Source organism: Micromonospora sp. NPDC005171 (genome assembly GCF_040608575.1).
Taxonomy (GTDB): Bacteria; Actinomycetota; Actinomycetes; order Mycobacteriales; family Micromonosporaceae; genus Micromonospora.
Genome location: NZ_JBEXIM010000065.1, coordinates 1 through 21,866, shown reverse-complemented (window position 1 = coordinate 21,866; position 21,866 = coordinate 1). Strand labels below are relative to the sequence as shown.

Annotated in this window: 22 protein-coding genes and 3 pseudogenes; 10 read left to right on the top strand and 15 right to left on the bottom strand. The window is 67.9% G+C overall.

The window, feature by feature from the left end:
• The coding region (locus ABZU74_RS33260) for an AbrB/MazE/SpoVT family DNA-binding domain-containing protein (protein ID WP_355432493.1) at nt 1–492 on the top strand (492 nt) is incomplete at its 5' end.
• On the top strand, nt 479–1,264 hold the full coding sequence (locus ABZU74_RS33255) for a site-specific integrase (protein ID WP_355432490.1): 786 nt from the start codon (nt 479–481) through the stop codon (nt 1,262–1,264). The genes ABZU74_RS33260 and ABZU74_RS33255, both read left to right, overlap by 14 nt.
• A 269-nt stretch (nt 1,265–1,533) precedes the next feature.
• Here the strand turns inward: ABZU74_RS33255 and ABZU74_RS33250 are convergent, their stop codons facing one another.
• Complete coding sequence (locus ABZU74_RS33250) at nt 1,534–1,932, bottom strand: nuclear transport factor 2 family protein (RefSeq protein WP_355432487.1); 399 nt, start codon at nt 1,930–1,932, stop codon at nt 1,534–1,536.
• Here ABZU74_RS33250 and ABZU74_RS33245 point away from each other — a divergent pair.
• From ABZU74_RS33245 to ABZU74_RS33235, 3 genes are all read left to right on the top strand, one after another.
• Complete coding sequence (locus tag ABZU74_RS33245) at nt 1,922–2,605, top strand: helix-turn-helix domain-containing protein (protein WP_355432484.1); 684 nt, start codon at nt 1,922–1,924, stop codon at nt 2,603–2,605. The two genes, ABZU74_RS33250 and ABZU74_RS33245, sit on opposite strands and share 11 nt — an antisense overlap.
• Before the next feature lie 624 nt (nt 2,606–3,229).
• Nucleotides 3,230–3,907: a histidine phosphatase family protein gene (locus ABZU74_RS33240; protein ID WP_355432481.1), complete on the top strand. Its 678-nt coding sequence runs from the start codon at nt 3,230–3,232 to the stop codon at nt 3,905–3,907.
• A 112-nt stretch (nt 3,908–4,019) separates the two neighbouring features.
• Nucleotides 4,020–4,544 carry a transposase gene (locus ABZU74_RS33235; RefSeq protein ID WP_355432478.1) on the top strand — a complete coding sequence of 175 codons (525 nt, stop codon included), beginning with the start codon at nt 4,020–4,022 and terminating at the stop codon, nt 4,542–4,544.
• 16 nt (nt 4,545–4,560) lie between these two features.
• Here the strand turns inward: ABZU74_RS33235 and ABZU74_RS33230 are convergent, their stop codons facing one another.
• The 5 genes and pseudogenes from ABZU74_RS33230 to ABZU74_RS33210 all read right to left on the bottom strand — a co-directional run bounded on the left by ABZU74_RS33230 (nt 4,561) and on the right by ABZU74_RS33210 (nt 11,447).
• Complete coding sequence (locus ABZU74_RS33230) at nt 4,561–5,409, bottom strand: hypothetical protein (protein ID WP_355432475.1); 849 nt, start codon at nt 5,407–5,409, stop codon at nt 4,561–4,563.
• Between the two features lie 30 nt (nt 5,410–5,439).
• Nucleotides 5,440–6,549, bottom strand: coding sequence for an IS110 family transposase (locus ABZU74_RS33225; protein WP_355432472.1), 1,110 nt, complete (start codon nt 6,547–6,549; stop codon nt 5,440–5,442).
• A 1,277-nt stretch (nt 6,550–7,826) separates the two neighbouring features.
• Nucleotides 7,827–9,833, bottom strand: a complete 2,007-nt coding sequence (locus ABZU74_RS33220; protein ID WP_355432469.1) for a hypothetical protein — start codon at nt 9,831–9,833, stop codon at nt 7,827–7,829.
• A gap of 188 nt (nt 9,834–10,021) precedes the next feature.
• A pseudogene (locus ABZU74_RS33215) lies at nt 10,022–10,300 on the bottom strand (transposase); the annotation flags it as partial.
• Nucleotides 10,301–10,613: 313 nt separating this feature from the next.
• Nucleotides 10,614–11,447, bottom strand: a complete 834-nt coding sequence (locus ABZU74_RS33210; protein ID WP_355432466.1) for an IS5 family transposase — start codon at nt 11,445–11,447, stop codon at nt 10,614–10,616.
• A 465-nt stretch (nt 11,448–11,912) separates the two neighbouring features.
• On the opposite strand from ABZU74_RS33210, the gene ABZU74_RS33205 reads away from it, so the two are divergent.
• Nucleotides 11,913–12,191, top strand: coding sequence for a hypothetical protein (locus ABZU74_RS33205; RefSeq protein WP_355432463.1), 279 nt, complete (start codon nt 11,913–11,915; stop codon nt 12,189–12,191).
• 125 nt (nt 12,192–12,316) lie between these two features.
• Here ABZU74_RS33205 and ABZU74_RS33200 read toward each other — a convergent pair whose 3' ends face one another.
• From ABZU74_RS33200 to ABZU74_RS33190, 3 genes are read right to left on the bottom strand one after another with little or no spacing between them, the layout of a single operon-like run.
• Nucleotides 12,317–12,973: a response regulator transcription factor gene (locus tag ABZU74_RS33200; protein ID WP_355432460.1), complete on the bottom strand. Its 657-nt coding sequence runs from the start codon at nt 12,971–12,973 to the stop codon at nt 12,317–12,319.
• Nucleotides 12,952–14,031: a hypothetical protein gene (locus tag ABZU74_RS33195; protein WP_355432457.1), complete on the bottom strand. Its 1,080-nt coding sequence runs from the start codon at nt 14,029–14,031 to the stop codon at nt 12,952–12,954. Before ABZU74_RS33195 ends, ABZU74_RS33200 begins: the two co-directional genes overlap by 22 nt.
• 10 nt (nt 14,032–14,041) lie before the next feature.
• Complete coding sequence (locus ABZU74_RS33190; protein ID WP_355432454.1) at nt 14,042–15,226, bottom strand: ATP-binding protein; 1,185 nt, start codon at nt 15,224–15,226, stop codon at nt 14,042–14,044.
• Between the two features lie 274 nt (nt 15,227–15,500).
• Between ABZU74_RS33190 and ABZU74_RS33185 the strand changes: the two genes are divergently transcribed.
• Nucleotides 15,501–15,647 (top strand): integrase core domain-containing protein, encoded by a 147-nt coding sequence (locus ABZU74_RS33185; RefSeq protein ID WP_355432499.1) that lies wholly within the window; start codon nt 15,501–15,503, stop codon nt 15,645–15,647.
• 198 nt (nt 15,648–15,845) lie between these two features.
• Here ABZU74_RS33185 and ABZU74_RS33180 read toward each other — a convergent pair whose 3' ends face one another.
• The gene (locus tag ABZU74_RS33180) at nt 15,846–17,108 is read right to left on the bottom strand and encodes an ATP-binding protein (RefSeq protein WP_355432451.1); all 1,263 of its coding nucleotides are present in this window, start codon (nt 17,106–17,108) and stop codon (nt 15,846–15,848) included.
• Nucleotides 17,109–17,216: 108 nt separating this feature from the next.
• On the opposite strand from ABZU74_RS33180, the pseudogene ABZU74_RS33175 reads away from it, so the two are divergent.
• A pseudogene (locus tag ABZU74_RS33175) lies at nt 17,217–17,714 on the top strand (MFS transporter); the annotation flags it as partial.
• A gap of 59 nt (nt 17,715–17,773) precedes the next feature.
• Here ABZU74_RS33175 and ABZU74_RS33170 read toward each other — a convergent pair.
• Together ABZU74_RS33170 and ABZU74_RS33165 are read right to left on the bottom strand one after the other, a co-directional pair.
• Nucleotides 17,774–18,178, bottom strand: coding sequence for a hypothetical protein (locus ABZU74_RS33170; protein WP_355432448.1), 405 nt, complete (start codon nt 18,176–18,178; stop codon nt 17,774–17,776).
• Between the two features lie 22 nt (nt 18,179–18,200).
• Nucleotides 18,201–18,767 (bottom strand): transposase, encoded by a 567-nt coding sequence (locus tag ABZU74_RS33165; RefSeq protein WP_355432445.1) that lies wholly within the window; start codon nt 18,765–18,767, stop codon nt 18,201–18,203.
• 79 nt (nt 18,768–18,846) lie between these two features.
• On the opposite strand from ABZU74_RS33165, the pseudogene ABZU74_RS33160 reads away from it, so the two are divergent.
• Nucleotides 18,847–19,227 (top strand): annotated as a pseudogene (locus tag ABZU74_RS33160) (hypothetical protein); the annotation flags it as partial.
• Here the strand turns inward: ABZU74_RS33160 and ABZU74_RS33155 are convergent.
• The 3 genes from ABZU74_RS33155 to ABZU74_RS33145 form a co-directional block, all read right to left on the bottom strand.
• Nucleotides 19,174–19,698 (bottom strand): IS3 family transposase, encoded by a 525-nt coding sequence (locus tag ABZU74_RS33155; protein WP_355432496.1) that lies wholly within the window; start codon nt 19,696–19,698, stop codon nt 19,174–19,176. The pseudogene ABZU74_RS33160 and the gene ABZU74_RS33155 overlap by 54 nt on opposite strands.
• 11 nt (nt 19,699–19,709) lie before the next feature.
• The gene (locus ABZU74_RS33150) at nt 19,710–20,003 is read right to left on the bottom strand and encodes a transposase (protein WP_355432443.1); all 294 of its coding nucleotides are present in this window, start codon (nt 20,001–20,003) and stop codon (nt 19,710–19,712) included.
• A gap of 114 nt (nt 20,004–20,117) precedes the next feature.
• Complete coding sequence (locus tag ABZU74_RS33145) at nt 20,118–20,930, bottom strand: SDR family NAD(P)-dependent oxidoreductase (protein WP_355432441.1); 813 nt, start codon at nt 20,928–20,930, stop codon at nt 20,118–20,120.
• Between ABZU74_RS33145 and ABZU74_RS33140 the strand changes: the two genes are divergently transcribed.
• Complete coding sequence (locus ABZU74_RS33140; RefSeq protein WP_355432438.1) at nt 20,919–21,809, top strand: helix-turn-helix transcriptional regulator; 891 nt, start codon at nt 20,919–20,921, stop codon at nt 21,807–21,809. The genes ABZU74_RS33145 and ABZU74_RS33140 overlap by 12 nt on opposite strands.
• Nucleotides 21,810–21,866: the final 57 nt, after the last annotated feature.

Here is a 21,866-nt window from a genome sequence, read left to right as displayed (position 1 = left end):
GCTGTGACGACGCATGCCGGCTCACCGGTGATCCCCGCCGTTGCCTTGCCGGGCCAATTGACCGCTGCTCACGGCGCTCCTGCTTCCTCCGCGAAGCCATTGAAGCGATCCCCGTTGCCGTTGCCGGCCCTGGCCGCGATTCGCAGCAGCATGGCCGTCTATGGCGTGGCGACGCTCGACTCGCATGGCCGAATCGCCGACCGAACGGCGATGAAGGCCCTGCGGTGGGTGCCCACACTCCGATTGGACATCAGGGAACGCCGTGGGCTGATCGTCGTGGCTGCCGATCAGCAGGGTGTCTTCCAGGTGACCAAGGAAGGACACGTTCGGCTGCCGGTGGTGGTCCGTGCATGGTGCGGCCTCGCCGTCGGCGACCGAGTGTTCATCGTGGCTGAACCAGACCGCGGCCGGCTGGTGGTACACCCGCCGGCAAAGCTCGACGAAATGATCACGCAGGCTCACGGCGCAGCGTTCGGGGATGACCATGAGTGATTCCATGGCGAATCGCGCCGAACTGGACGCCGCTCGGCTGCTCCTCGCCCGGACGGGCATCTCGCCAGCTGATCTTCTTGAGGCTGCCGTCACTCGTCCTCTGTCGCCCACCTTCGCCGAGTACGTTCCGGTCGTTGCCGCTGCGGTCACCACGGGTACGCGACGCGCCTATGGCTCCTATTGGAACCGGGTGGTGGATCACTGGGGGCAGCGAAGACTGGACGATCCCACGCCGTCCGAAATAGAAAGACTGGCCGAGCACGTCAAGACACACGTCGTGGCTCGCCGTAATGCTCGTGGTGGCCGGAGCGCGGCAGAACACCTGATTGCCGCCTTGCGCTGCCTCTATAAACGAGCGGTTGCCGACGGTTTCATCGCGGCGGCAGACAACCCCGCCATGAAAGTGGCCAAGCCGCGTCGCTTACCGAGTACGCGGCGCGCGGTGGCCGACACCCGGATCGCAGAGATCAACGCCATTGCTGCCAGCACAGGTGACGATCCAGCACTCGACAGTCTGCTCCTGAAGCTACACACCGAGACAGCCTGTCGCCGCGGGGGAGCTCTAGCGCTTCGCCCAGTCGACCTAGATCCGGATCAATGCCTCATTCTGCTTCGCGAGAAGGGCGACACGGTCCGGTGGCAGCCAGTCTCCCCAACGCTAATGAGATATCTGCAACGGCATGCCGAGGAACGGGGCGCGACGGACACGGGACAACTTCTGCGATACCGCAACGGGCAGCCCATCACCTACCGGCGTTACGACCACCTGTGAGTACGCATCGGCGAGCACCTGCCTTGGGTTCACGTGCAGCAGATCAGCACCCACTGGCTGCGACACACGACGCTCACGTGGGTAGAACGAGATCCAGACGATCGTCGACCCGAACCGTGGCGCATACCTTGAGTTCCTCCTCACCGTGCTCAAGGCGCGCAGGCCCGAAGGCGTAGCGCCGCAGGTCGTCGCGCTGTCCGCGGCGCGCCGGCCTCGCCGTGATCACGGAGAGAAGACGCCACCGCGGGCCGCGCACAGCAGCGTGCCGGCTACTGCTCTTCCGGGTCGTCGAGCATCGTGGAGTAGTTGCGTGACCAGGCGACCCGTCCATCGCGGATTCCCGCGACCATCACGACCGGCGCGGTGAACCGCTTGCCGGTGGCGAGGATCCTGCCGTGGATGCGGTACTCGGCCACAGCGACCGCAGGGTCGCCCGTCTCGTGGATACGCACGTCGCTGACTCGGTCGAAGTGCTGAACCGTGGCACCCTCCCGGAGATGGGCGCGGAACGCCTCGCGGCCGGGTTCCTGCCCGGGCAGGCCAGGCGGAAGCAGCGGCATGTCGAAGGTGGCGTCCTCCGTGAACATGTCGGCCAGTTCGATGGCCGGCCCATCGCCGGTGAGCCGGACGATCTGGTCGAGGACGTTGCGTGCGCTGATGACTGACAAGGGGAGCTCCTTCATCCGAGACACCTACCGACCGTTCGGTAAGGAACGCTATCGCCTTACCGAACGGTCGGCAAGTATGCTGATCGTCACAACGATGGTCTTGAGGAGCAACATGCCGAAGGTGGCCGGCCCTGACGACACGCGCAGCCGCATCCTGGAGGTCGCGCTGCGCCTGTTCATCAGGAAGGGTTACGCCGGAACCTCGATTGCCGACATCACCAGCCAGCTCGGGATCAGCAAGGCGGCGCTGTACCACCATTTCGGCGCCAAAACTGAGATCCTCGAAGAACTGATCGCCGGCCCGCTGGCCGAGTTCGCGCACCTCGCTGAATGCGCGGTCGCGCAACGACAGACCCCCGAGCAGGTGCTCGCCGCACTCATCGACACGACCGCGGCCACCCGCTTGATCGCCGCCATGATCGGCAGCGATCCATCCGTCCAGGAAATCCTCAATGAGCGGGCCGGGCTCCGGCACGCCCACGACATCAACGACTCTCTGACGGCCATGCTCGCAGGGTCGAACCCCACCGTCGCCGCGACTGTCCGCGCTCACGCCGCGCTCGCGGTCGCCAAGCAAGGCACGCTCGCCATCATGGCGACCACCGACGGTTCCCTCGACCCAGCGAGGCGCGGCGAACTGCTCGCCGCCGCCCTACGCGCATTACACGGTTAGCCCGCTGTGCCGATTCCCGGCCAGCCAAGTCGCCCAACGCCGAAGAACCAAGGCGAGTCGCGTCTATCGACAGGAGGAGTCACAGTCGCCACCGCCGCGCGGTGACTACAACCGCTGAAAAGTGCCAACTATGCCTGACAGTCACAGCGGATCCGGTGCCCAGAGTCGATGCCAGTGGCCCGCACGTTGTTCGTTGGGCACGTCGGCTACATCTATCGGGGCGGCGGATCGAGGAGGCCGTCGCGCTCCAGGGGCCGCTGGCTGCGATGTTGCCAGCCCTGTACACGGCCGAGCGTGACGGTGCACGTGACATGCTCGCACATGTACCCGCGGAGCTCGCGGCGGTCCAGCACGGCGACGGCACCTCTTGACCCGCAGGCCCAAACGCGGTCACGCCCCATGCGCGTCAGTCTTCTTTCGGAGTACTGGGTGACGAACTGACGGAACCGTGTGTGGTCGGTGTCATTGGGGTGGCTGTCCAGGCCGTCAGTATGCGAAGTGCCGTAAGACCCTGGCCAGCGCTGCCCGCTGCCGCGCCCGCCGCTTCAGCGCCGTCCACCACGCCGCCCAGTGCCTTCGGTTCTACGACACCCTCATCAGACGCTGAGAACGGGACCAGCGACCATGACACTTCCCGCTGAACTGATCATCGCCCGCCACGGCGAGGCCCACTGCAACCGCGAACAGATCGTCGGAGGCCTGCAAGGGTGTCGCGGACTGACCGACCGAGGCCGACGCCAGATCGAACGACTAGCCCAACGACTCGGTCAAGAGCACCACGAGCGCCCGATTCACGCCATCTACACCACGCCGCTGCGCCGAGCCCAGGAAAGCGCCGCGATCATCGGGGCGTACCTCAGCTTGGACGCTGAGACCGTCGCCGACCTCACCGAGCAGGACTACGGTACCGCCGACGGCCGGCCGTGGACCGACGTCGTCGCTGAGTACGGGGACATCCCTGCCCTCGATGCGGACCGTCCGCTCGCAGCCGGCGGCGAAACCTGGCGGGACTACCTGCATCGGTCCAGCGTCGCGATCGGCGAGATCGCGACCCGGCATGTAGGTGAGCGCGTCCTCGTCGTCGGCCACGGCGAAACCATCGATGCCGCCTTCCACCACTTCCTGGCCGTGCCTATCGCCCGTCGGGCCACCGCGGCTGTCGCGGCGTACCACGCAAGCGTCACGACCTGGGTACAGCAGCCGCTGTCGTGGACCCGACCCTCCGTTGGTTGGCGATGGACCCTGACCAGCCACAACGACACCCGGCATCTGTCGGCAAATGCAGAGATGACCGAAAGCTAGCGGGTCTGTCTGCAGTGCCGGCCGCCTCGCCGGTGTCTGGTGACCTCGCGAGGAGCCCGGTAGGTTCAGCTATCCAGCACTCTCACTTTCATCGATTGGGGATGCCGGCCACGTGTCGCAGATCGAGAAGATCACCGGTGAACTCCGCGCATTGATGACCGGGGTCGAACGCGCGCAGGGGTTGGCAGCCGCCGCCGACAGTCAGGCGCAGGAGGTCGCGTTACGGGCGGCGGGTGCGGGCTTCGTCGCGGTGGCGGCGGGTGTGGCGCGGGTGCGTAACGCGATCACGGGCATCCAGGGCGGCCTGGGAATTCTTGCCGGGTCGATCGGTGAGGCGACGAAGGCCACTGCGGGGGTGCCGAACGAGGCCAGTCCGCAGGAGACGATCGCCGGGCTGGCGCCTGCCCGGCCGTGGCTGACCGTGATCCGGTTACCCGCCTACGCCCCGGACCTCAACCCCACCGAAGGCGTCTGGCGCTGGATGAAACGCGGCCTGACCAACACCGCCGCCCGCGGTGTCGACCACCTCGCCCAACTGGTCAAACGTCGACTACGCGCGTGTCAGCAACAGACAGATCTCCTCGCCGGCTTCCTCGCCAGCACCGGCATGACCCTCGACCCCGAACCACCGAGATAGCTCGAACCTCGGCCTTTCAACCTCTGTAGTGTGATTGAGGGGCTAGGTCCCAGACCCGGACCGTCCGGTCGTCACCTGCGCTCACGGCCACAGGCCGGCCGCCCAGGGTGCTGGTTACCACCTTGCGTACCGAATCACGATGACCGGTCAGCGGAGCGCAGACCGCCCGCCCGTCTGCTAGGTCCCAGACACGTACGGTGCCGCCGGTGACGGCGACCGGGCGGTCATCGACAACCGCGATAGCCAATGTGGATATGGCGCCCTCGTGCCCGATGAACGGGTCCCGGATCGGCTCGATTTCCTCGTCCGGCTCGTCAACGTCCGGCAGGCCCGCACGGGCTCGTTTCAGTCGCTCGATGGCGAGCTCACGATCCGTCCGAACCGGGCGGGGCGACGGGAGCACCCAGACCCGGACGCTCCCGGAATCCGTCAACGCCAGGATCGCCAAGCCCATACCTTGCTGGGCGATGGCGACGGCGTGGATCCGCTCGTCTCCAGTATCCTCGCCGTCGTCCTCGGTGTACAACGAGGCCAATCGCTCCCCCGTATCCACGTCCCACACGGTGACGCATTCACGGGTACCCGCCACGACCAGCGAACGACCGCCGAAACGGCCGGTGCCGAGCGTATCCACCGTGGACTCGGGCAACTCGACCGGAGACGACCCCACGACCGGTTCCCACACCATGACGCCGTCCCAGTGCACCCCGCTACACGTCACGAACCGCGCCGAACCGTCCCCACCGTCCAAGGCCGCCACGGCCGCGATGTACAGGCCGTCGAAGGTCGTTCCGCTGATCAACTCGCCCGTGGTGAAATCCCAGAAGGCAACGCCCTGCTCATCGCCGCCGGCCGCCAACACCACCCGCCCGCCAGAAGCAGGCTCCCCTCTGTGTCAAGACAACGCTGGGAGTGGAGTTCTAAGCTGGGTCTTGGCGGGTCCGGGAAGTGACTTCTCCGAAGAGCCGGCTTGGGGATGCGAGTTGGTCACGCTGGAGTCAGTGGTCGTTCCCCGTTGTCCTCCCGGGCCCGCTGCCGTAGCGGCCACGGCGTCGTTGATCATGCATCGGTAGACGATGTCGGACAGGCGTCGTTTCAGCGCGCGCATGGCTTCCATTGACGTCTTGCCGGAGGTCTTCTTCCGGTCAAAGTAGGCGCGGCCTTCGGTGGGGTTGCGGAGCTGGACGGTGGCCATGATGTGCAGCACCCGGTTGATCTGCCTGTTCCCGGCGCGGGAGAGCCGGTGTCGGACCTGCTCGCCGGAGGATGCGTCGATGGGGGCGGTGCCGTTCCAGGAGGCGAAGTGGGCCCGGTTCGGGAATCGGGTGATGTCGCCGACCTCGACCAGGAGCCGGGCGGCGCCGGAGGGTCCGATGCCGTGCAGGTCCATGAGGGTGGTGCCGGTGGAGGTGACCAGTTCTTTCAGTTCCTTGTCGGCGTCCTTGGTGCGTTGGTAGACGCGTTCGAGGTCGCTGATCAGCTCCGCGGCGACCCGGCGTCGGGCTTTGCCGACCGTGTCGCGGGGTCTGACCTTGGCCAGCAGTGCCTTGGCCTGGGCGGCGGACAGACTCTTCTTCGCCCCACCGGGAATCAGTTCCAGCAGCAGTTGGTGCAGCTGGGAGACCATTCGAGTGTGATCGACACCGAGGGAACGGCGCCTGTCAATCAGGATCCGCAGCAGGGCGAGCTGTTCGTCGTTGACGACCGGGCGCAGCCCAGCCATGCGGGTGCCGACCAGCGCGATGGAGTGGGCGTCGGTGGCGTCGGTCTTGCGGCCTTGGCCGGTGGCGAACACCCGCGCCCTGGCGGACAACTTCGGCGGGACATCCACGACCTGCTCGCCATCGGCCAGTAGCCGGTTGGCGATGTGCCGGCCGATGCCCTGGCAGCCCTCGATCGCCCACACCCGGTTCGGCCATTGCCTGGCGTACTTCCTCATCGCCGCGTAGCCGTCAATGCCGGTGTCGAACCTGCCACCACCGACGATGGTCTCGTCGCCGGTCATGACCTCGATCGTGGCGGAGCGCTTGTGCGGGTCCATCCCGATGACCACACGATCTGACGTGCCAGTCACGGCGTCCTCCGATACTCGATCAGCAGTTGTCGAGCCGGGAGGGCAACGCTACTTCGAGCCGAGCAAACCCCTCTTGAGCCTCTCCCCGCCCTGGGGCGACGCCCGGACCGCGCAGGCCAAATGAGAGCCACACGACCAGCGTGGGCAGCCGCAATGAGAGCGACAGCCCGGGCGCCTCGACCGAAGCCTGGCCGGGCCACGGTCGCAGGTCAATGAAACAAGTAGCCGCGTTCCGGGCGCGTATGCGTCTGCGATGGGGTAACCGAGCGTAGCCGGACGGATTGCTCCGTCTGAGTGACGAGGGGGCACTCGGGTCGGCCATCCTGGGCTCCGTCGTCATGTGGATCTTTGTACGTAACGGCGCACCTACCTATGCACTCCGACCTGCACGCCGACAGCGGGCAGCCGCACATCAATTTGGATGATGTGCTCGGTGTGTGCTCTCCAGCGGATGCCAACCAGGGTCAACCGGTGCCAACGCGGGTCACTCTGGCCGACCGCCGGTCGCAAACCGGGGTTCGTGTGCTCCGGGTGTGCTCCTGGGCTGGGACAACGGCGGTCCGGGGAACGTGGGTGAACTTGGGCCACTCCCTGCCACCCCAGGTGAACCCCCAGGTCGCTAGACTAGGCCCTCGCGCCCCCGTAGCTCAGGGGATAGAGCATCGGTTTCCTAAACCGTGTATATCTTTCAACCGCACTCTGCTGACCTGCGGTTTCCTGCTTCTGAAGATCAATAATTGGTCGCAGGGCGGTACCGCTGTGATCGCTTGCTGAAGATTTGCGGGTGCGGCGTCTAGCCTGCTCAGAGTGTCGATGGCGCGATGAACTATGTCGGCGCCGAGGATTCCCAGCTCCCGGCATTACGCTGCTGACAGTCCAAAAGGGCTCCGGTGAAATCCGCCGGCTCCTGGCGCCGCTTACGCCATCACTGTCGTGACCTAGGCCGTTCACCCGGTGTCACGGGCGTGTTCCGTCGGGCAGTCAGCGCATCCGTCCTGTGGGAGGTGAATCATGATCATACGTCGGACGGCCAAGCCGCCGACGAGACGAGCGGTAGATCCCGCTGACATCGTGCCCGTCGTCGCGGGCGGGTCGATTGCGGGTCCGGCCGCTGACGGCCGGATGGTGCCGTTGGTCATCATCGACACCACCAGCCGGCCTGACCTCGACGAACCAGCTGTACCAGGCTGACCGCGGCTCGGGCATAGCTATGCCGTTGTCGCCGGTTCCGGCTCGGCGTCGAGGCGGAAGTCGCGCAGCGCGCGCCATAGCTCATCCAGGGCCGCCCGGGCGTTCATCACCGCCGCGCGGAGGTCGGTGTCCGCGCTTGGCTGGCCGCGGCTGTCCGCACTGATCCGGTACGCCCCGGCGGTCAGCTCCGCAGCCCGGTGGGCGGCGCGGTAGACGGCCGAACCCGTGCCGAACACGTCGCGCAGCTGCCGCAGGGCCAGCTCCACCGCGACCAGCTCCTGCTCGAACGGCTGCCGGTGCGGAAGATCCGCGACTCGGGCATAGAACGAGCCGGGGCGAAACGGCTGCGCGGGCGACGCCGCGCCTGGCTCGTCGTGCGGCAGGTTCGCCTCGAGCTGCGAAATCACCGCGTCGAGCCGGTCGGTCACCTCGCGCGCAAGCGCAGTCGCGGGCGTGGCCGTCTCCGGCGGGCTGAGCGTCAGCCGGGCCCACAGCACGACAGTCCTGATCAGGGGCAGGGCCGCGAACGCGACCACGCCCGTGACCGCGAGCACGATGACGAGGCCGGCCCAGCGTCCGGTCAGGTCAGTCGTGAGGCGCCACTCGAGCACGCCCGGGACGCTCGGCCCCGGCAGTGAGTCGAGCACATGCCAGACGGCGACCACCAGCGAGCTGCTGCTAGACGTGAGGCCATCGCCCGGACCGCGGGCCGCCGCCAGGCCCCCGGCCCGCAACAGCGTCAGCGCGGTCGCGGCGCCGAGCACGATGTGCACGCCGATGAGAACGTAGGCGCGCAGGTCGGAGCGCAGCCCGAACCAAACCTCAGCGAGTTGGGCGTCGCCTAGGGCGGGCTGCCGATGCGGCGCCTGGAGGATCAGCCACGCGCCGAACGCCACGGCGTACCAGGCGCACGCGGTTGCGAGCACAGCGCCGATGGGCAGGTTCGCCAGCTGCCACGACACGTGTTGCGCCAGCCACCGGCCGGCCGGGGCGTCGGCGCCGACGAAGCCGACCAGCGTCGCGAACGCCACGAGGGCCTGGGGAAGCTCCGGGGTCTCCCAGAACGGCAGCACCACGAACCACAGGGCGAACCAGGCGACGATCGTCAGCCCGACCTTCGCCCAGAACCCCACGTCCGCAAACCACGGGCTGAACCACACGGTCGCGACGGCCGCGAGCAGGAGCGGTATCAGGACCAGTTCCGCCAGGAGATTCAGCAGAGCGAAGACCAGTATCGTCGTCACGAGGGCGGCGACCGCCACGGCGACGACCGCGAGGCTTGTCAGCGACCACAGCGGGGCGCGTCCCCAGCCGGCCCAGATCACCCCGGCGGCCGGCGCCAGCAGGAATAGTCCGAGCGACGAGGTCAGGCTGCTGTTCGCGGTGCCGCGTACGTGGGTTGCGATCGCCTGGTGGTGCGCCCGTTCGACCCGACGGTTCTCAATGAACCCGTACATCGTCAGGCCCACCCGGGCGAGCGGGGGGATGACAAGGAGCTTGAAGCCCAGCACCAAAGCGCGGCCGTCGACGCCGTGCAGCAGCGGTGGCTCGGTCCACTGCAGGCGATCAGTCAGTCGGAGCAGCGGGATGGAGTCGACCAACTGCCACAGGTAGAACCGCTCGGCGCTCCAGAGGCTGCGGGAGGGCGCACCGATCGCGAGCGTGACCGCCGAGAACGCCTCCACGCTGAGCGCCAGCGCCGCCGACGACGCGAGGAACGCGATCAGCAGAAGGCGCCGGTGGGCCGGTTCGATCAGCGAAATGATTGTGTTCCGGGTGACCACCGCGAGCAACGGCAATGCGAGCAGCGCGGCGACAGCGGCGCCGAGCCACCGCACCAGGCTGTTCCCGTGTGCGGTGGACGTCAGCAGGAGCCGGGTCAGCCCGACCAGGGCCACGGTCGCGATCAAGGCCTGGCCGAGCGGCGCCAGCCAGGACCGCAGCGGCTCCCCGGCGGTCGCGTCGATTCGCTGTTGCGCCCGGTCCCACAGCCGGTCAAGGGTCGCGAGCCAGTGGCGGGCCACGGAGCCGATCCGCGTCACCATACGCAGTCATATACCACGCCAAGGTCGCGCAGCGATAGGACCTATGTGGACGCGATTTATCTGGTGTTGCTGTATCGCCTCCGCAGGTCAACGCGCAATGATCTCTTCTGGTACGTAAGGCACGTGTGGCGGGCACTCGACTACACGTTTAGGCCGTGTCCTGTCGATCATGGGAGCCAGATGATGGCGGCGATGAGGACGAGGCTGGCCCGGTAGAGGGATGCGCGTTTGGCGTAGCGGGTGGCCAGGTCACGCCACTGTTTGAGGCGGTCGAAGCAGCGTTCCACCACGTTGCGCTTGCGGTAGATCGCCTTGTCGAAGGTGGGCGGCCTGCCGCCTGCGCTGCCTCTGGCGGCTCGGCGGGCGACCTGGTCGGACCGTTCCGGGATGACGTGCCGGATTCCTCGTTGGCGCAGTGTTCGACGGGTGGAGTCGTGGGCGTAGCCCTAATGAGCATGTAAGGGCCGGTCTTGCTGGACTCGTTCGGAGGTCTCGGGTAGTAGCCCGCGCGGTGAGCGCTTCGACAAGACCGATCCCGTCACGGCGGGTCGCGGCGGGGCCGGCCCTTGTGCAGTGGTAGTCCCTTGTTCGAGCCGCTCGTGTGGGCCACCTCTGGACTGGCCTGGATCATCGGATCCTTCGACAACGGTGGAGGTCCGCGTGGGCGTCCACGGTCACACAGAACGCTGGTGGGATGGTGGACCGAAGAGTCCTTTCATTAGGTCGCGGCGTGATCAGAGCGTGTTTGAGATGGTGTGATCAGGTCCAGTTGAAGGTGCGGCGGGCTTGGCGTCGGGCAGGTCGACCGCGGGTGATGCGGCGGGTCATGCCGGCGATGGCGGCCCAGCGGATGTTGGCTTCGGAGACCTCGGGGTGGCGTTCGTAGTCGCGGGCGAGTCGGCGATAGGCGGTGAGCCAGGCCAGGGTCCGTTCCACCACCCACCGCCGCGGATGCACGGCGAAGCCGCGCTGGTCAGCGGGCTTGCGAACGATCTCGAGGGTGATGCGCAGGATGTCGCGGGTCCAGTCGACGAGTCGTCCGGTAAAGCCTTGATCGGCGAAGACGTGTCGGATCGGGGTGGCCATGTAGGCGCCCAGCAGGGCGGCCTTGGCGCCATCTCGGTCCTGCCAGCTCGCGGCGAGGACAGTCACGGTGACCAGGAAACCCAGGGTGTCAGTGACGATGAACCGTTTCCGGCCGTTGATTTTCTTGCCCGCGTCGTAGCCGCGGCTGTCCCGGCCGACGGTGTCGGCGCCCTTCACGCTCTGCGAGTCGATGATCCCGGCCGACGGTTCGGGGTCTCGGCCCTGCTGCACTCGGGCCTTGATCCGCAGGGTGGCCAGGAGCTTCTCGGTGACGCGGGCTTCTTCCCACCGGGTGAAGTACCAGTACACCGTCTGCCACGGCGGAAGATCCGCCGGTAGATACCGCCACGGGCACCCGGACCGCACCACGTACAGGATCGCGTTGACGATTTCCCGCCGCGGGTGCTTCTCCCGCCGGCCGTCCGTGTTCGGCTCCGGCAGCAAAGCCTCGATCAGCGCCCACTGGGCGTCGGTCAGGTCGGAGGGGTAGCCACGACGCGTAGACACCACGCAACCCTGCCCGGCCCGCCGCCGAAGGTCACGCCGCCACGCCGTCCACAACAGACCTTCTCAAACACGCTCTCAGCCGCTGGGGTGATCGAGTAGGGGGCTGCGGCTCGCGCGGCATCGGGGGCTATTACACCTGACCATGACCGCGCCAGCCATCCACTCGCGATCCCACGCCTAAATACCTACGACGCTGAAGACATCACTTGGTCACCGCTCGCGAGACGCGGCGTCCAACGAGCCGAGCCGACCTACCGACCGTGCAACCAGGGCGAAGCTCACCGCGACCGGTGCCTGAGTGCGGCCCATGAGACGCCGGCCTGACATGTGGTGCGAACGACCGACACGACGCGTGGCCGCTTCGGCTTATCATACGGATGATCTTGTCCGACCACCCCTTTGGGAGAAACCCTCGTGCGACTCCGAACCCGATTTGCGACCGCTGCCGCGACCCTGCTCTTGACCATGACCGGCACGCTCGCCGTGGCGAGCCCGGCGTCGGCCGCGACCTACGGCTACATCACGTACTACAACAACTGCGGTGGTGTCAGGACACTGTGGATCGTCTCCCAAGCCACCGGCAATCTCGTCGTGCACATTGCGTCCGCGCCGGCTGGCTGGAAGGGCACCTACAAGGTGACGTCGGCCCGGAAGTACACGGTCAGGGCGTTCCCCACCGATAAGGTCGTGACGGTCTCCAACATTGCGGGCCGGGTCCAGACCGTGAGTGTGAAGGCGTGCTGACGCACCGTCACGCCACTGTGCGCAGCGGTACGACCGGATAGCTCGGCGCCACGCCGATCGTGGTCGGGCTGCGAACTCAGGACCGTCGACCTGACGCCCTCCCGGATTCGCAGCTCGACCGCCAATCACAGGTCGTCGAGGCGGACCAAACCGTCCTGGATCGCGCGCGCCACCAAGGCGGCCTTGGTCGGCGCCTCCCGACCGCCCAGGGCGTACTTGACCCGGATCCGCTCCAGGTGGGAGTTGACCGTGCTCAGTGAGATCCCTAGGCGCTGGGCCACGAAGTCCTTGGACTCCGACTGGAACCACTCGACCAGTACCTCGGTCTCCCGCGCCGACAACACCGGCCGGTGGGCGGAGCAGTCGCCGGCGAGCGCGCCCGCCAGGGTCGGCGGGGTGTACGCCCGGCCCGCCGCCGCGGCCCTCGTGGCCTGCAACAGGTGCTCGGCGCCCTCCGCTTTCGTCAGATAGCTCAACGCCCCCGCCTCCAGGCATTGCAGTGCGATGTCGTCGTCCACACGCATCGAGTAGACGACGACCCGCCTGCCCGCCTGGGCCAGTCTCCGCAGGTCGCCCAGTGCCGGGGTCGGGCCACCCAGGTGCAGGTCGAGGATGACCACGTCGGCCCCGGCGCCTTCATCGAGCCAGGCGACGCGGACGTCGTCGCCCGCGGCGGCCACCCGGATCGGCGGCGTACCGGACGACAGCCAGTGGGCTACACCGGCCCGCACCGCCGGGTGGTCGTCCACGACCACCGCACTCAACTGCTCGTCCGCCGCCATCTCGCCTCCACCCGTACGTGCTCACCATAGGCGCCCGAGTCCACCTCGACCTGCGGCGAGGAGGCGATGACCACACGTACGTCGGCGTCCGCGACCACGGCGACCCGCACCTGATCGTCGGTGCGCAACACGCTCACCCGCGCACGTGTCCGTGCCGCCGACAGCGCGGCGACCACCGGACCGGTGAGTTCACGACGCACGTAGGCCGGCACCGGCACGGCCGTGCCGCTGACCGCCAGCGAGACCTCGACACCCCGCCGCACGGCCACGTCGACGCACGCGGTGACCTCGTGCACCAACGGGTCGGGGACGTCGTCGCTCTCGGCGAACAGCCTGCGCAGCTGGGTCGCCGCGAGGGCGCACCGCCGCCTGGTGTCGTCGTCGCGCGGGTCCAGCACGCCGTCGGCCAGGTCCGCCAACAACGACAGCGTCACGCCCAACTGTCCGGCGAAGCCGATCCGCTGCCCCTGCTCCCATTGCTCGGCCAACGCCACCCTGGTCACCATCCGATCCCGCTCGGCGGCCACCTCGGTCGCCTGATGGGCGCTGCGGGCCAGCATCCGCGTGATCACCACGAACGCGAGCTGAACGCTGGTGGTAGCGAGCACGACCGCTCCCACCGCACCCACCTCGACACGCTCCGGCACTCCCATGAGCAGAAATTGGGCGACGTTCGCCGCCACGTGCACGGCCGATGCCGTGAGCAGCACGGGGACCCGGTCGAGGAGTAGCAGCAACAGGTGCCACCCCGCCAGGCCGAACGACCAGTCCGGCTCCCGGAAGTGCCCGTCCAACGGCAGGGCGGCGCTCGCGGCTGTCGATGCGATCAGCACGATCACGGTGCCGACCACCACGACGCTGGGCGGCAACGGCTGCCTGCGCACCACCCAGATCCCGCACGTGGCGGTGACGAGCGCCAGGGCGGTGAACGCGGCGACGGCGACCCACGCCGGCCGGTACTCGTGCCTGGCCAGCGTCGCCAGACACAGCCCGAACTGCACCGCGCCGGTGACGCCCAGCAGTGCGATCCGCATCGTGGCGTACACGTGGTCGGCCACGGCGCGGTCTTCACCTATCAGGCCACACCAGCCGCACGGAAGTGCCCGCACCGGGACGCGAGGTGACCACGGCGCCGCCGCCGACCGCGGTCATGCGTTCGACGACCGAGCCGCGAATGCCGCGGTGGGAGTGCGGCACTTCGTCGAGGCGGAACCCCAGGCCGGTGTCGGCGACTTCCACCACGACGCCGTCGCCCTCGCGACGCGCGCTCAGCGCCGCGTTGTCCACACCCGCGTGTCGCTCGATGTTGGCCAGCGCCTCACGCACCGCGCGCACCAGCGCGAGTGCCACGGACGCGGGCACCAGCGGCCCGTCCCGCCACTCGGCTTCGACGGTCAACGGGCTGCGCTGCACGACGGCGTGCAACGAGGCGTTCAGGTCCACCGGGCTGTCCCGCGCCGTCGGCCCGCCCGCCGACCCGGTGAGCGCGGTCAGGTCGTGCCGCGCGTACCCGGCCACCTGCGCCCGATCGGTGTCGCGACCATGCACCGCCACCAGGAGGAATGTCGCCGAGGCCGTATCGTGCAGCAACGCCAGGTACTCGCGTTCGCGCCGGTGGCGCTCCAGTGCCAGTGCCTCCGCGCGCTCCAGGGCCGCCCGGCGGTCCCGCAACACGTCCACGCGCCTGCTCGACCGCCGCAACAGTACGAACGTCAGACGAGTCACAACGCACTCGACCAGCAGCCGGAGCACGGTCGTGCCCCCTTCGCCGAAACCGACCACGGCTAGGTCGACGGCGAGCAACCCAGCGGTGGCGGGTATCGCGACCTTTGGCGGCCACTCCCACTGCAGCGTGATCGCGGTCGTGGTCAGAGCGTTGAGCGCCCACTGGTTCGGTTGTCCACCGGTCCACTCCTGGGTCGCGCATATCGCCACCACACGCGCTATGGCGAACCCGAGTGCCAGTGGAGCCGCGCGCCCCGAGATCGCGGTCACAATATCTACCACGGCGCCGACGACCACCAGCCCCAGCAGCGCGAACCCCAGCGACATGGTGTCGTCGGGCACCGCCAAGAGCCCGAACGCGCTGATGAACAGCAGTCCGACTCCGCGTACGGGTGCGGCGAACCGGCGAGCGGTGGTCAGGAACTCCGCCTCGACGCTGCCCAGCGGGGAACCCGACGACATCGCGATCCTTGAGGGCTTGGCATGGGAGCGCGATTGCCGCAGTTCGGTTGTAGCTCGGGCAAGCACCTCGGGACCCTAACAAACGATTCCGGGCTTCCCGCCGTCTCCGGCCCCGCATCCCACCGCACCATGCCGCCCGGCCGCGGGCACCTCACCTCAGGGCTCCGCTCTGGACAGATGACCTGCGGCCGTTGAGGCCACGCCTTCGCGGACAGAACAGGCGGCGTAACGTTCGGTGCATGTTCACCGAGGACTTTGCTCGCAACGTCTGGGCTGATCTTCCAGTCCGACCGCGGCTGCCAATACACCAGCTCCCAGCACGCTCGCCGCTACGCACGGCATCCGCCTGTCCAACAGCCGGCGCGGGCAACGCTGGGACAACGCGGTAGCCGAGTCCTTCTTCGCCACGATTAAGACCGAACTGCTACACCGGCAGCCGTGGCCCACCCACGTCGCCGCCCGCCAGGCCATATTCGAGTGCCATTAAGGCTGGTACAACACCCGCCGCCGGCACTCCTCGCTCGGCTACCTCAGCCCAGCCGCCTACGAAGCCACCCACCACACCACTCAACCGGTGCACCACGCCGCCTAGATAAGATCAACACATCGACCCCGTCCGTCGAAACGGGTCAAGCCCAGATCGGAGCCCCTCACCTGACGGGAGCGACCTGCGAAGAGAGCGGGGTCAGTCTGCTGTCGGGGCGGCGACCTGCCACAAGGCACTGACTGGCAGGGCGCGGAGCCTGTCGCCGAACGGCAGCGTGGAGGTTCCGGTGTAGAGGACGATGCCGGCGATGAAGTCGTCGCCGAGGCGGTCGGCGAGTCGGCGTAGCCCGCGGAAGTCGTCGGGTCCGACGGTTGTGGCTGCTTTGACTTCGATCCCGACGACGTGGCCGGATCTGTCCTCGAGCACCGCGTCGACTTCGTACCTACTTTGGTCGCGGTAGTGGGACAGGTCGGCAAACTGCTCGGACCACGTGAGCTGGCGGGACAGCTCGGACAGGACGAAGGATTCGAGCAGCGGGCCGAACGGTGCTCCCGGCCGGAGCAGCGCCCGGGCGTCGGTCGCGATCTCGTTGGCGGCGATGCCCGAGTCGACAAAGATCAGCTTCGAAGCGGCGGTGGCGCGGGTGCCCAGGTTGCGGGACCAACCGGGGATCCGCTTGACCAGGAAGATCTCTTCCAGGGCCTGGAGGTAACGTGCGATTGTTGGCCGGCTCAGTCCGAGTGCGGATTCGAGGGAGTTGGCGGCGATGATGGTCGCGGATCTGGCCGCGAGCAGGCGTACCAACTTGCGTAGCTCACCCTTGTGCTGGATGTCGGACAGCTGCCGGACATCGCGATCGATGAGCGCTTGGACGTACGCGTCGAGGAACCGTTGGCGGCGCCGCGAGTCGGCGCGGGCCGTGGCCTCGGGTAGGCCGCCTCGCACGATTCTGGCCGCGTAGTCGGCGCGGGTCACTTCCGACTCGTGTCGCAGTTCGGGGCCGAGGGCGAAGATGGCGTCGACGAATCCGTCCGGTTCTCCGTCGAGTTCGCCTTGGGAGAACGGCCAGAGCTCGACGGTTTCCATCCGGCCGGGCAGCGCGTCTGGGGCAGCCACCATGCCGAACAGCCGAGATGATCCGGTGAGCAGATACCGGCCGGGACGAGGGTCCTCGTCGACGGCTGCCTTGATGGCCAGCAGCAGCTCCGGAGCGCGCTGGATCTCGTCAACGACCAGTAGTTCGGAGGAGTCCACGAAGCCCACCGGGTCGGCGATCGCGGCGGCCCGGTCCTGTGCCCGGTCGAGATCGCGGCGCTCGGCGAGACGATCGCCGGCGACGATGCGAACCAGGGTGCTCTTGCCTGCTTGGCGTGCTCCGCTGATCAGCACGACGCGGGTGTCGGCCAGGGCCGCGTTGACCTGCGCGGCGGCGCGGCGTGGGATCAGGTGCGGTGTGGGCACGTGGCATGATAACCGGCGCGGTTTCGATCTGCGGGGAGAATCGCTTTCGATTTGCGGCAGATCCACGTTCGTTTTGCGGGGCCTTGGTGTTCGCTCTGCGGCCGTCGAGACCTCGGTGGGCTGGACCACCTGCCGTGGGTAGTCACCGCCTACATGCTCGCCGGCGCGGCGACCACCCCGATCTGGGGCAAACTCGGTGACCTGTACGGCCGCAAGGCCACCTTCCTCACCGCGATCGCGCTCTTCCTCGCCGGCTCCGTCCTCGCCGGCGTGTCCCGGGACATGAGTCAGCTCATCGCCTTCCGCGCCGTACAGGGCCTCGGTGCGGGCGGACTGATGGTCGGTGCGCTGGCCATCATCGGCGTACTCGTACCACCGCGTGAGAGCGGCCGCCTGCAGTCCATGATCGGCGTCATCATGCCGATCGCCTACATCGGCGGCCCGCTCGTCGGCGGCCTGCTCACCGGCTACCTGAGCTGGCGCGGGACCTTCTACGTCAACTTGCCTCTGCGCGCCATCGCCCTCCTGCTCATCGCAACCCGCGTCCACCTGCCACCCACGGAACGCGTCCAAGCCTGCATCGACTACGGCGGGGCGGCCCTGCTCACCGCAATACCGGGGGCGCGTGATTGTGCGACGGGCCGCAGACCGGACGTCTGCGTTGCTCAGAGCAGGTTGATGCCGAGGAGTAGCGCACCGGCGCTCACGCTGACGCCGCCGGCAACGGTCAGCCAGATCAGCTTGTTGGGCCGGGTATCTTGCGGCCGGGCCACTGAGAGGAAGAAGCCGAGTGGCATCAGGATCGGTGCCGCGACCAGCAGCGACCGGATCAGGGTGCGGGTGTCGTTTGACGCGTCAGCTTGGTCCACGTAGGGGAGCACGGCCAGCGCGAAGAGCACCAGCACCCCCGCGTGCGCGTGGCCGGCGGTCCAGAGGCCGCGGCGCACCGGATTGTCGAGGTAACCGGCCTTACGGCGGGCGAGGTGGGCAAGCAAGGTCAGACCGCCGAAGGCGACGGCAACCACGGTGATCAGCAGGATGCCGGCGGTGGTGAGAGTTGCCGAGGACATGGGGTCTCCAATCTTGTCAACGTCAAGATCGGCTCATGCGACACAACTTGTCAACGGCTAGATTGAGTGACCCCGGCGAACTTTGGAGGTGGTTGAGGTCGAACCTGGACCGGGCTGTCCGCCAGCGGCGGTCCCCGATCGGGATCTCCGGCCAGGGCAGGGTCTTGAGCTGCTTGAACAGGGTGGGTTGGTTGCCTTTCGTCGGGATCATCAGGTGGGCGCCGCGGGCGGCGATCTCCTCGGCGTGAGCGGTCTGGGTGTGCAGGGCGTCGGCGATGAACAGTGGGCCGGTCAGGGTGCCCAACACTTGCTCGACCGCGTCGAGCAGCGGTGTGAACGCGGGGATTTCGTTGCTCGTCGCGCTGACGGTGACCTGGGCCAGGACGATGCGGGTGCTGGTGTCCAGCGCGGAGAGCAGGTGAACTTGGCCGCCGTCGGCACGGCGGGCTTCCCGCAGCGTTTCCCGTCCACGGCGTTCACCGTCCGATACCGGTGCGGCCGAGGTGTGACCGGCCGAGCGCGGACCTTCAGCCAGCCCGCGAGGACGGTGGACAACAACTGATCGTCGAGGCGGGTCAACAGGTGCCATACCGTCGTACTCGCCGGCACCCCATGGCCGAAGCCGAGCCGGTCGCGGGCCTGCTCATCCAGATCGTGTAACCAATCGGATGCCAACCCGGGTCAACCGGTGCCAACGCGGGCCACCGTGGCCGACCGCCGGTCGCAATCCGGGGCTCGTTTGCTGCGGGTGTGGTCCTGGGCTGGGGAACAGGGGTCCGGGTGGGTCCACGCCCCCTGACCAGCACAAGCGAAAGGGTGGTGTCCGAGAAGATCCCCAACGATCAACACGCCATCTCCGGCATCGCCGCGCGACTCGGCAAACGCCGCAAGCCGATCCGCTGGGCCGTCGACCTCCGCAGCGGACAGCGTCACTTCTGCTGGCGGTCCTGTTCGACCGCGATGCGGACGTGCGATACGTCAGCGGCACCGTCACGTCACGGATGGCGGGGGCGTTCCACGGCGAACGCAAGACCGACGCCCACGACGCCTACGTCATCGCCCAGACCCTGCGCATGCGCGCCGACCTGCCGACCCTCACCGTGGCCGACGGCGTGCAGCGGCCAGGGTGCCAGGCCCAGGTCGCGGAGCATGAACACGCGCTGGACCCGGTCCGGCGCGGTCGCGGTGGACGCGGCCTTGCGGCGCGGTTCACCGCGCCGCCGGCGGTGGGCGCCCTCGATGCCGGCCAGGCGCATGAGTCTCGCGACCGCCTTGCGGTTCCAGTGGTGGCCGCGTTCGTGCAGCTCGGCGGCGAGCCGCCTGGCGCCGTAGACGCCGCGGTGCTCTGACCACGCCTGCTGGGTGATCTCGACGCGCTGCTGGTCGTGGCGTTCCCGCTCGGCAGCGCGGTGGCGTCCCTGCCGAAGCCAGTCGTAGAAGGCGCTGTAGCCGACGCCGAGGAGGCGGCAGAGCAGACGGACCAGGTAGGTGGTCTTCTCCGCGTCGATGAACCGGTACACGTCGATCCGGTTCACCGCTCCGGCTCGCGTGCGAAGAAGACCGCGGCTTTTTTCAGAATCTCTTTCTCCAGTTCCAGCTGGGCAACCTGACGCCGCAAGCGGATCAGCTCGGCCCGCTCGTCAGCGGCCAGGTCGCTGGGCCGGCCGCCGTCGCGTTCCTGCCGCAGTCGGTCGACCCAGTTGCGCAGCGTCTCGTGGTTGACGCCCAACTCCCGGCCCACGTCCCGCAGCGTGCGACCGGAGTCGAGCACCAACGCCGCCGCCTGGCGCCGGAACTTCTCGGGGCACTTGCTCTGTCGAGCCACAGCGTTTTCCTCCTCCTCGGCAGGATGCCAAGTCAGGAGGTGTCCGGTCCCAGGGGGTCACTTCAGCCGACAGGGGGGCGCTGCCCACGGACGCGCCCATCGGCGATTGGCGGTTCAAGACCACTTGATCTCACCGGCACGGTCGACGAAACGACCGGAGCGGTGTCCCGGCCCTTCGGTGGCAAGGCCGACGATGGCGTCGGTGCCTTCGGTGACGGTTTGCGGGCCGGTGTTGTCGTTGAGATCGGTCGCTGTGTAACCCGGGTCGGCCGCGTTGATGCGGACGTCGGTCAGCGCCTTGGCGTACTGGGTCGTCAGCATGGTGAGCGCCGCTTTGGAGGACGTGTAGGCGGGGGCGATCACCTTGGACTCGGCTCGCGACAGATCATGCGTGGCGGCGAGAGATCCCATCGAGCTGCTGACGTTGATGATGACCGGGTCGGCCGAGCGTCGCAGGAGCGGGAGGAACGCCGTGGTGGTTCGCACCACGCCGACGAGATTGACGTCTAGAACGTTCAGGATGTCGGCGCCTGTCAAGCCGCTCGGGTCACCGTGCGGGCCGTGAACGCCGGCGTTGTTGATCAACACGTCGATGACACTTTCGTGCTGCTCGACGTCGGCTGCCGCCGCCACGACCGACTCGTCGTCGGTGACGTCGATCTGGACGAAGCGGGCACCGAGTTCCGCGGCCGCCGCGGTGCCGGCCTTCGCATCGCGAGCGCCGAGTAGCACGGTGTGGCCGTGTTCGATGAGGCGACGGGCGGTCTCGTGGCCGAGGCCCTTGTTGGCCCCGGTGATGAAGGTGATCGTCATGCGTCCATCGTTTGCCCGCGCCGCGAAGTGCGCCAGGGAAGGCACGACGGTAGGAAAACGACTACCACCCCGGGCGCCTGGCAGCGAGAGACAATCAGTTTCATGACCACTCATGGGACGCAGTTCGGGGCCACTCTGCGCGCCTGGCGCGACCGGCTTACGCCGACAGCAGTTGGGCTGCCGAGTGGCCGCTCGCGCCGCGCGAGAGGGCTGCGCCGGGAGGAGCTTGCCGAGCTCGCCGGGATCTCGGTCGACTACGTCGTCCGTCTGGAGCAGGGACGGTTCACCACACCATCGGCGCAGGTGGTCGCCGCGCTCGCTAGGGCCTTGCAACTCGGCAACGCGGAACGAGATCATTTGTATCGGCTGGCGGGGCTGGTCCCTCCCGCCGACGGGGAGATCTCCGACCACATCCCGCCGGGCATCCACCGCGTACTGAACCGCCTTGGCGACGCGGCCGTCGCGGTCTTCGCCGCTGATTGGCAGCTGATCTGGTGGAACCGCGGCTGGTCGGCGCTTCTCGGCGATCCGTCATCAACACCGCGGGAGCATCGCAACTTCGCTCGCGACAGCTTCCCGATCAATGGCGACCGGCCACGCTTATCGCAGTGGCCCGTGACCTCGCTCGCTCGCGACACGGTTGACGCCGCCATTGTGTCCGACCTGCGCCGCGCGACCGGACGCTTCCCGAACAACGGCCGGTTGACCAACCTGATCCGGGTACTTACCGCGGGCAATCAACGCTTCGCCGAGTTATGGGCCTGCGGCGCGGTCGGTGCACACCGCGAAGACCACAAGATCGTCGAGCACCCGACGGTCGGGCCGATCGAGGTGGATTGTGACGTCATGACCGACGGCGACGCCGAAGTCAAGATCGTGATCCTCACCGCAGCCCCCGATACCGAGGACGAGACCAAACTGCGGCTGGCCTTCCTGTCCGGTGTCCCTGACCCGCCGCGCAGGTCACGCGAACACGCCAACCGTTCCGCGTAGCGCCGGAGTTCGAGCGGACCCGGAATCAAGGACTTCACAGAAGCCCGATACAACACA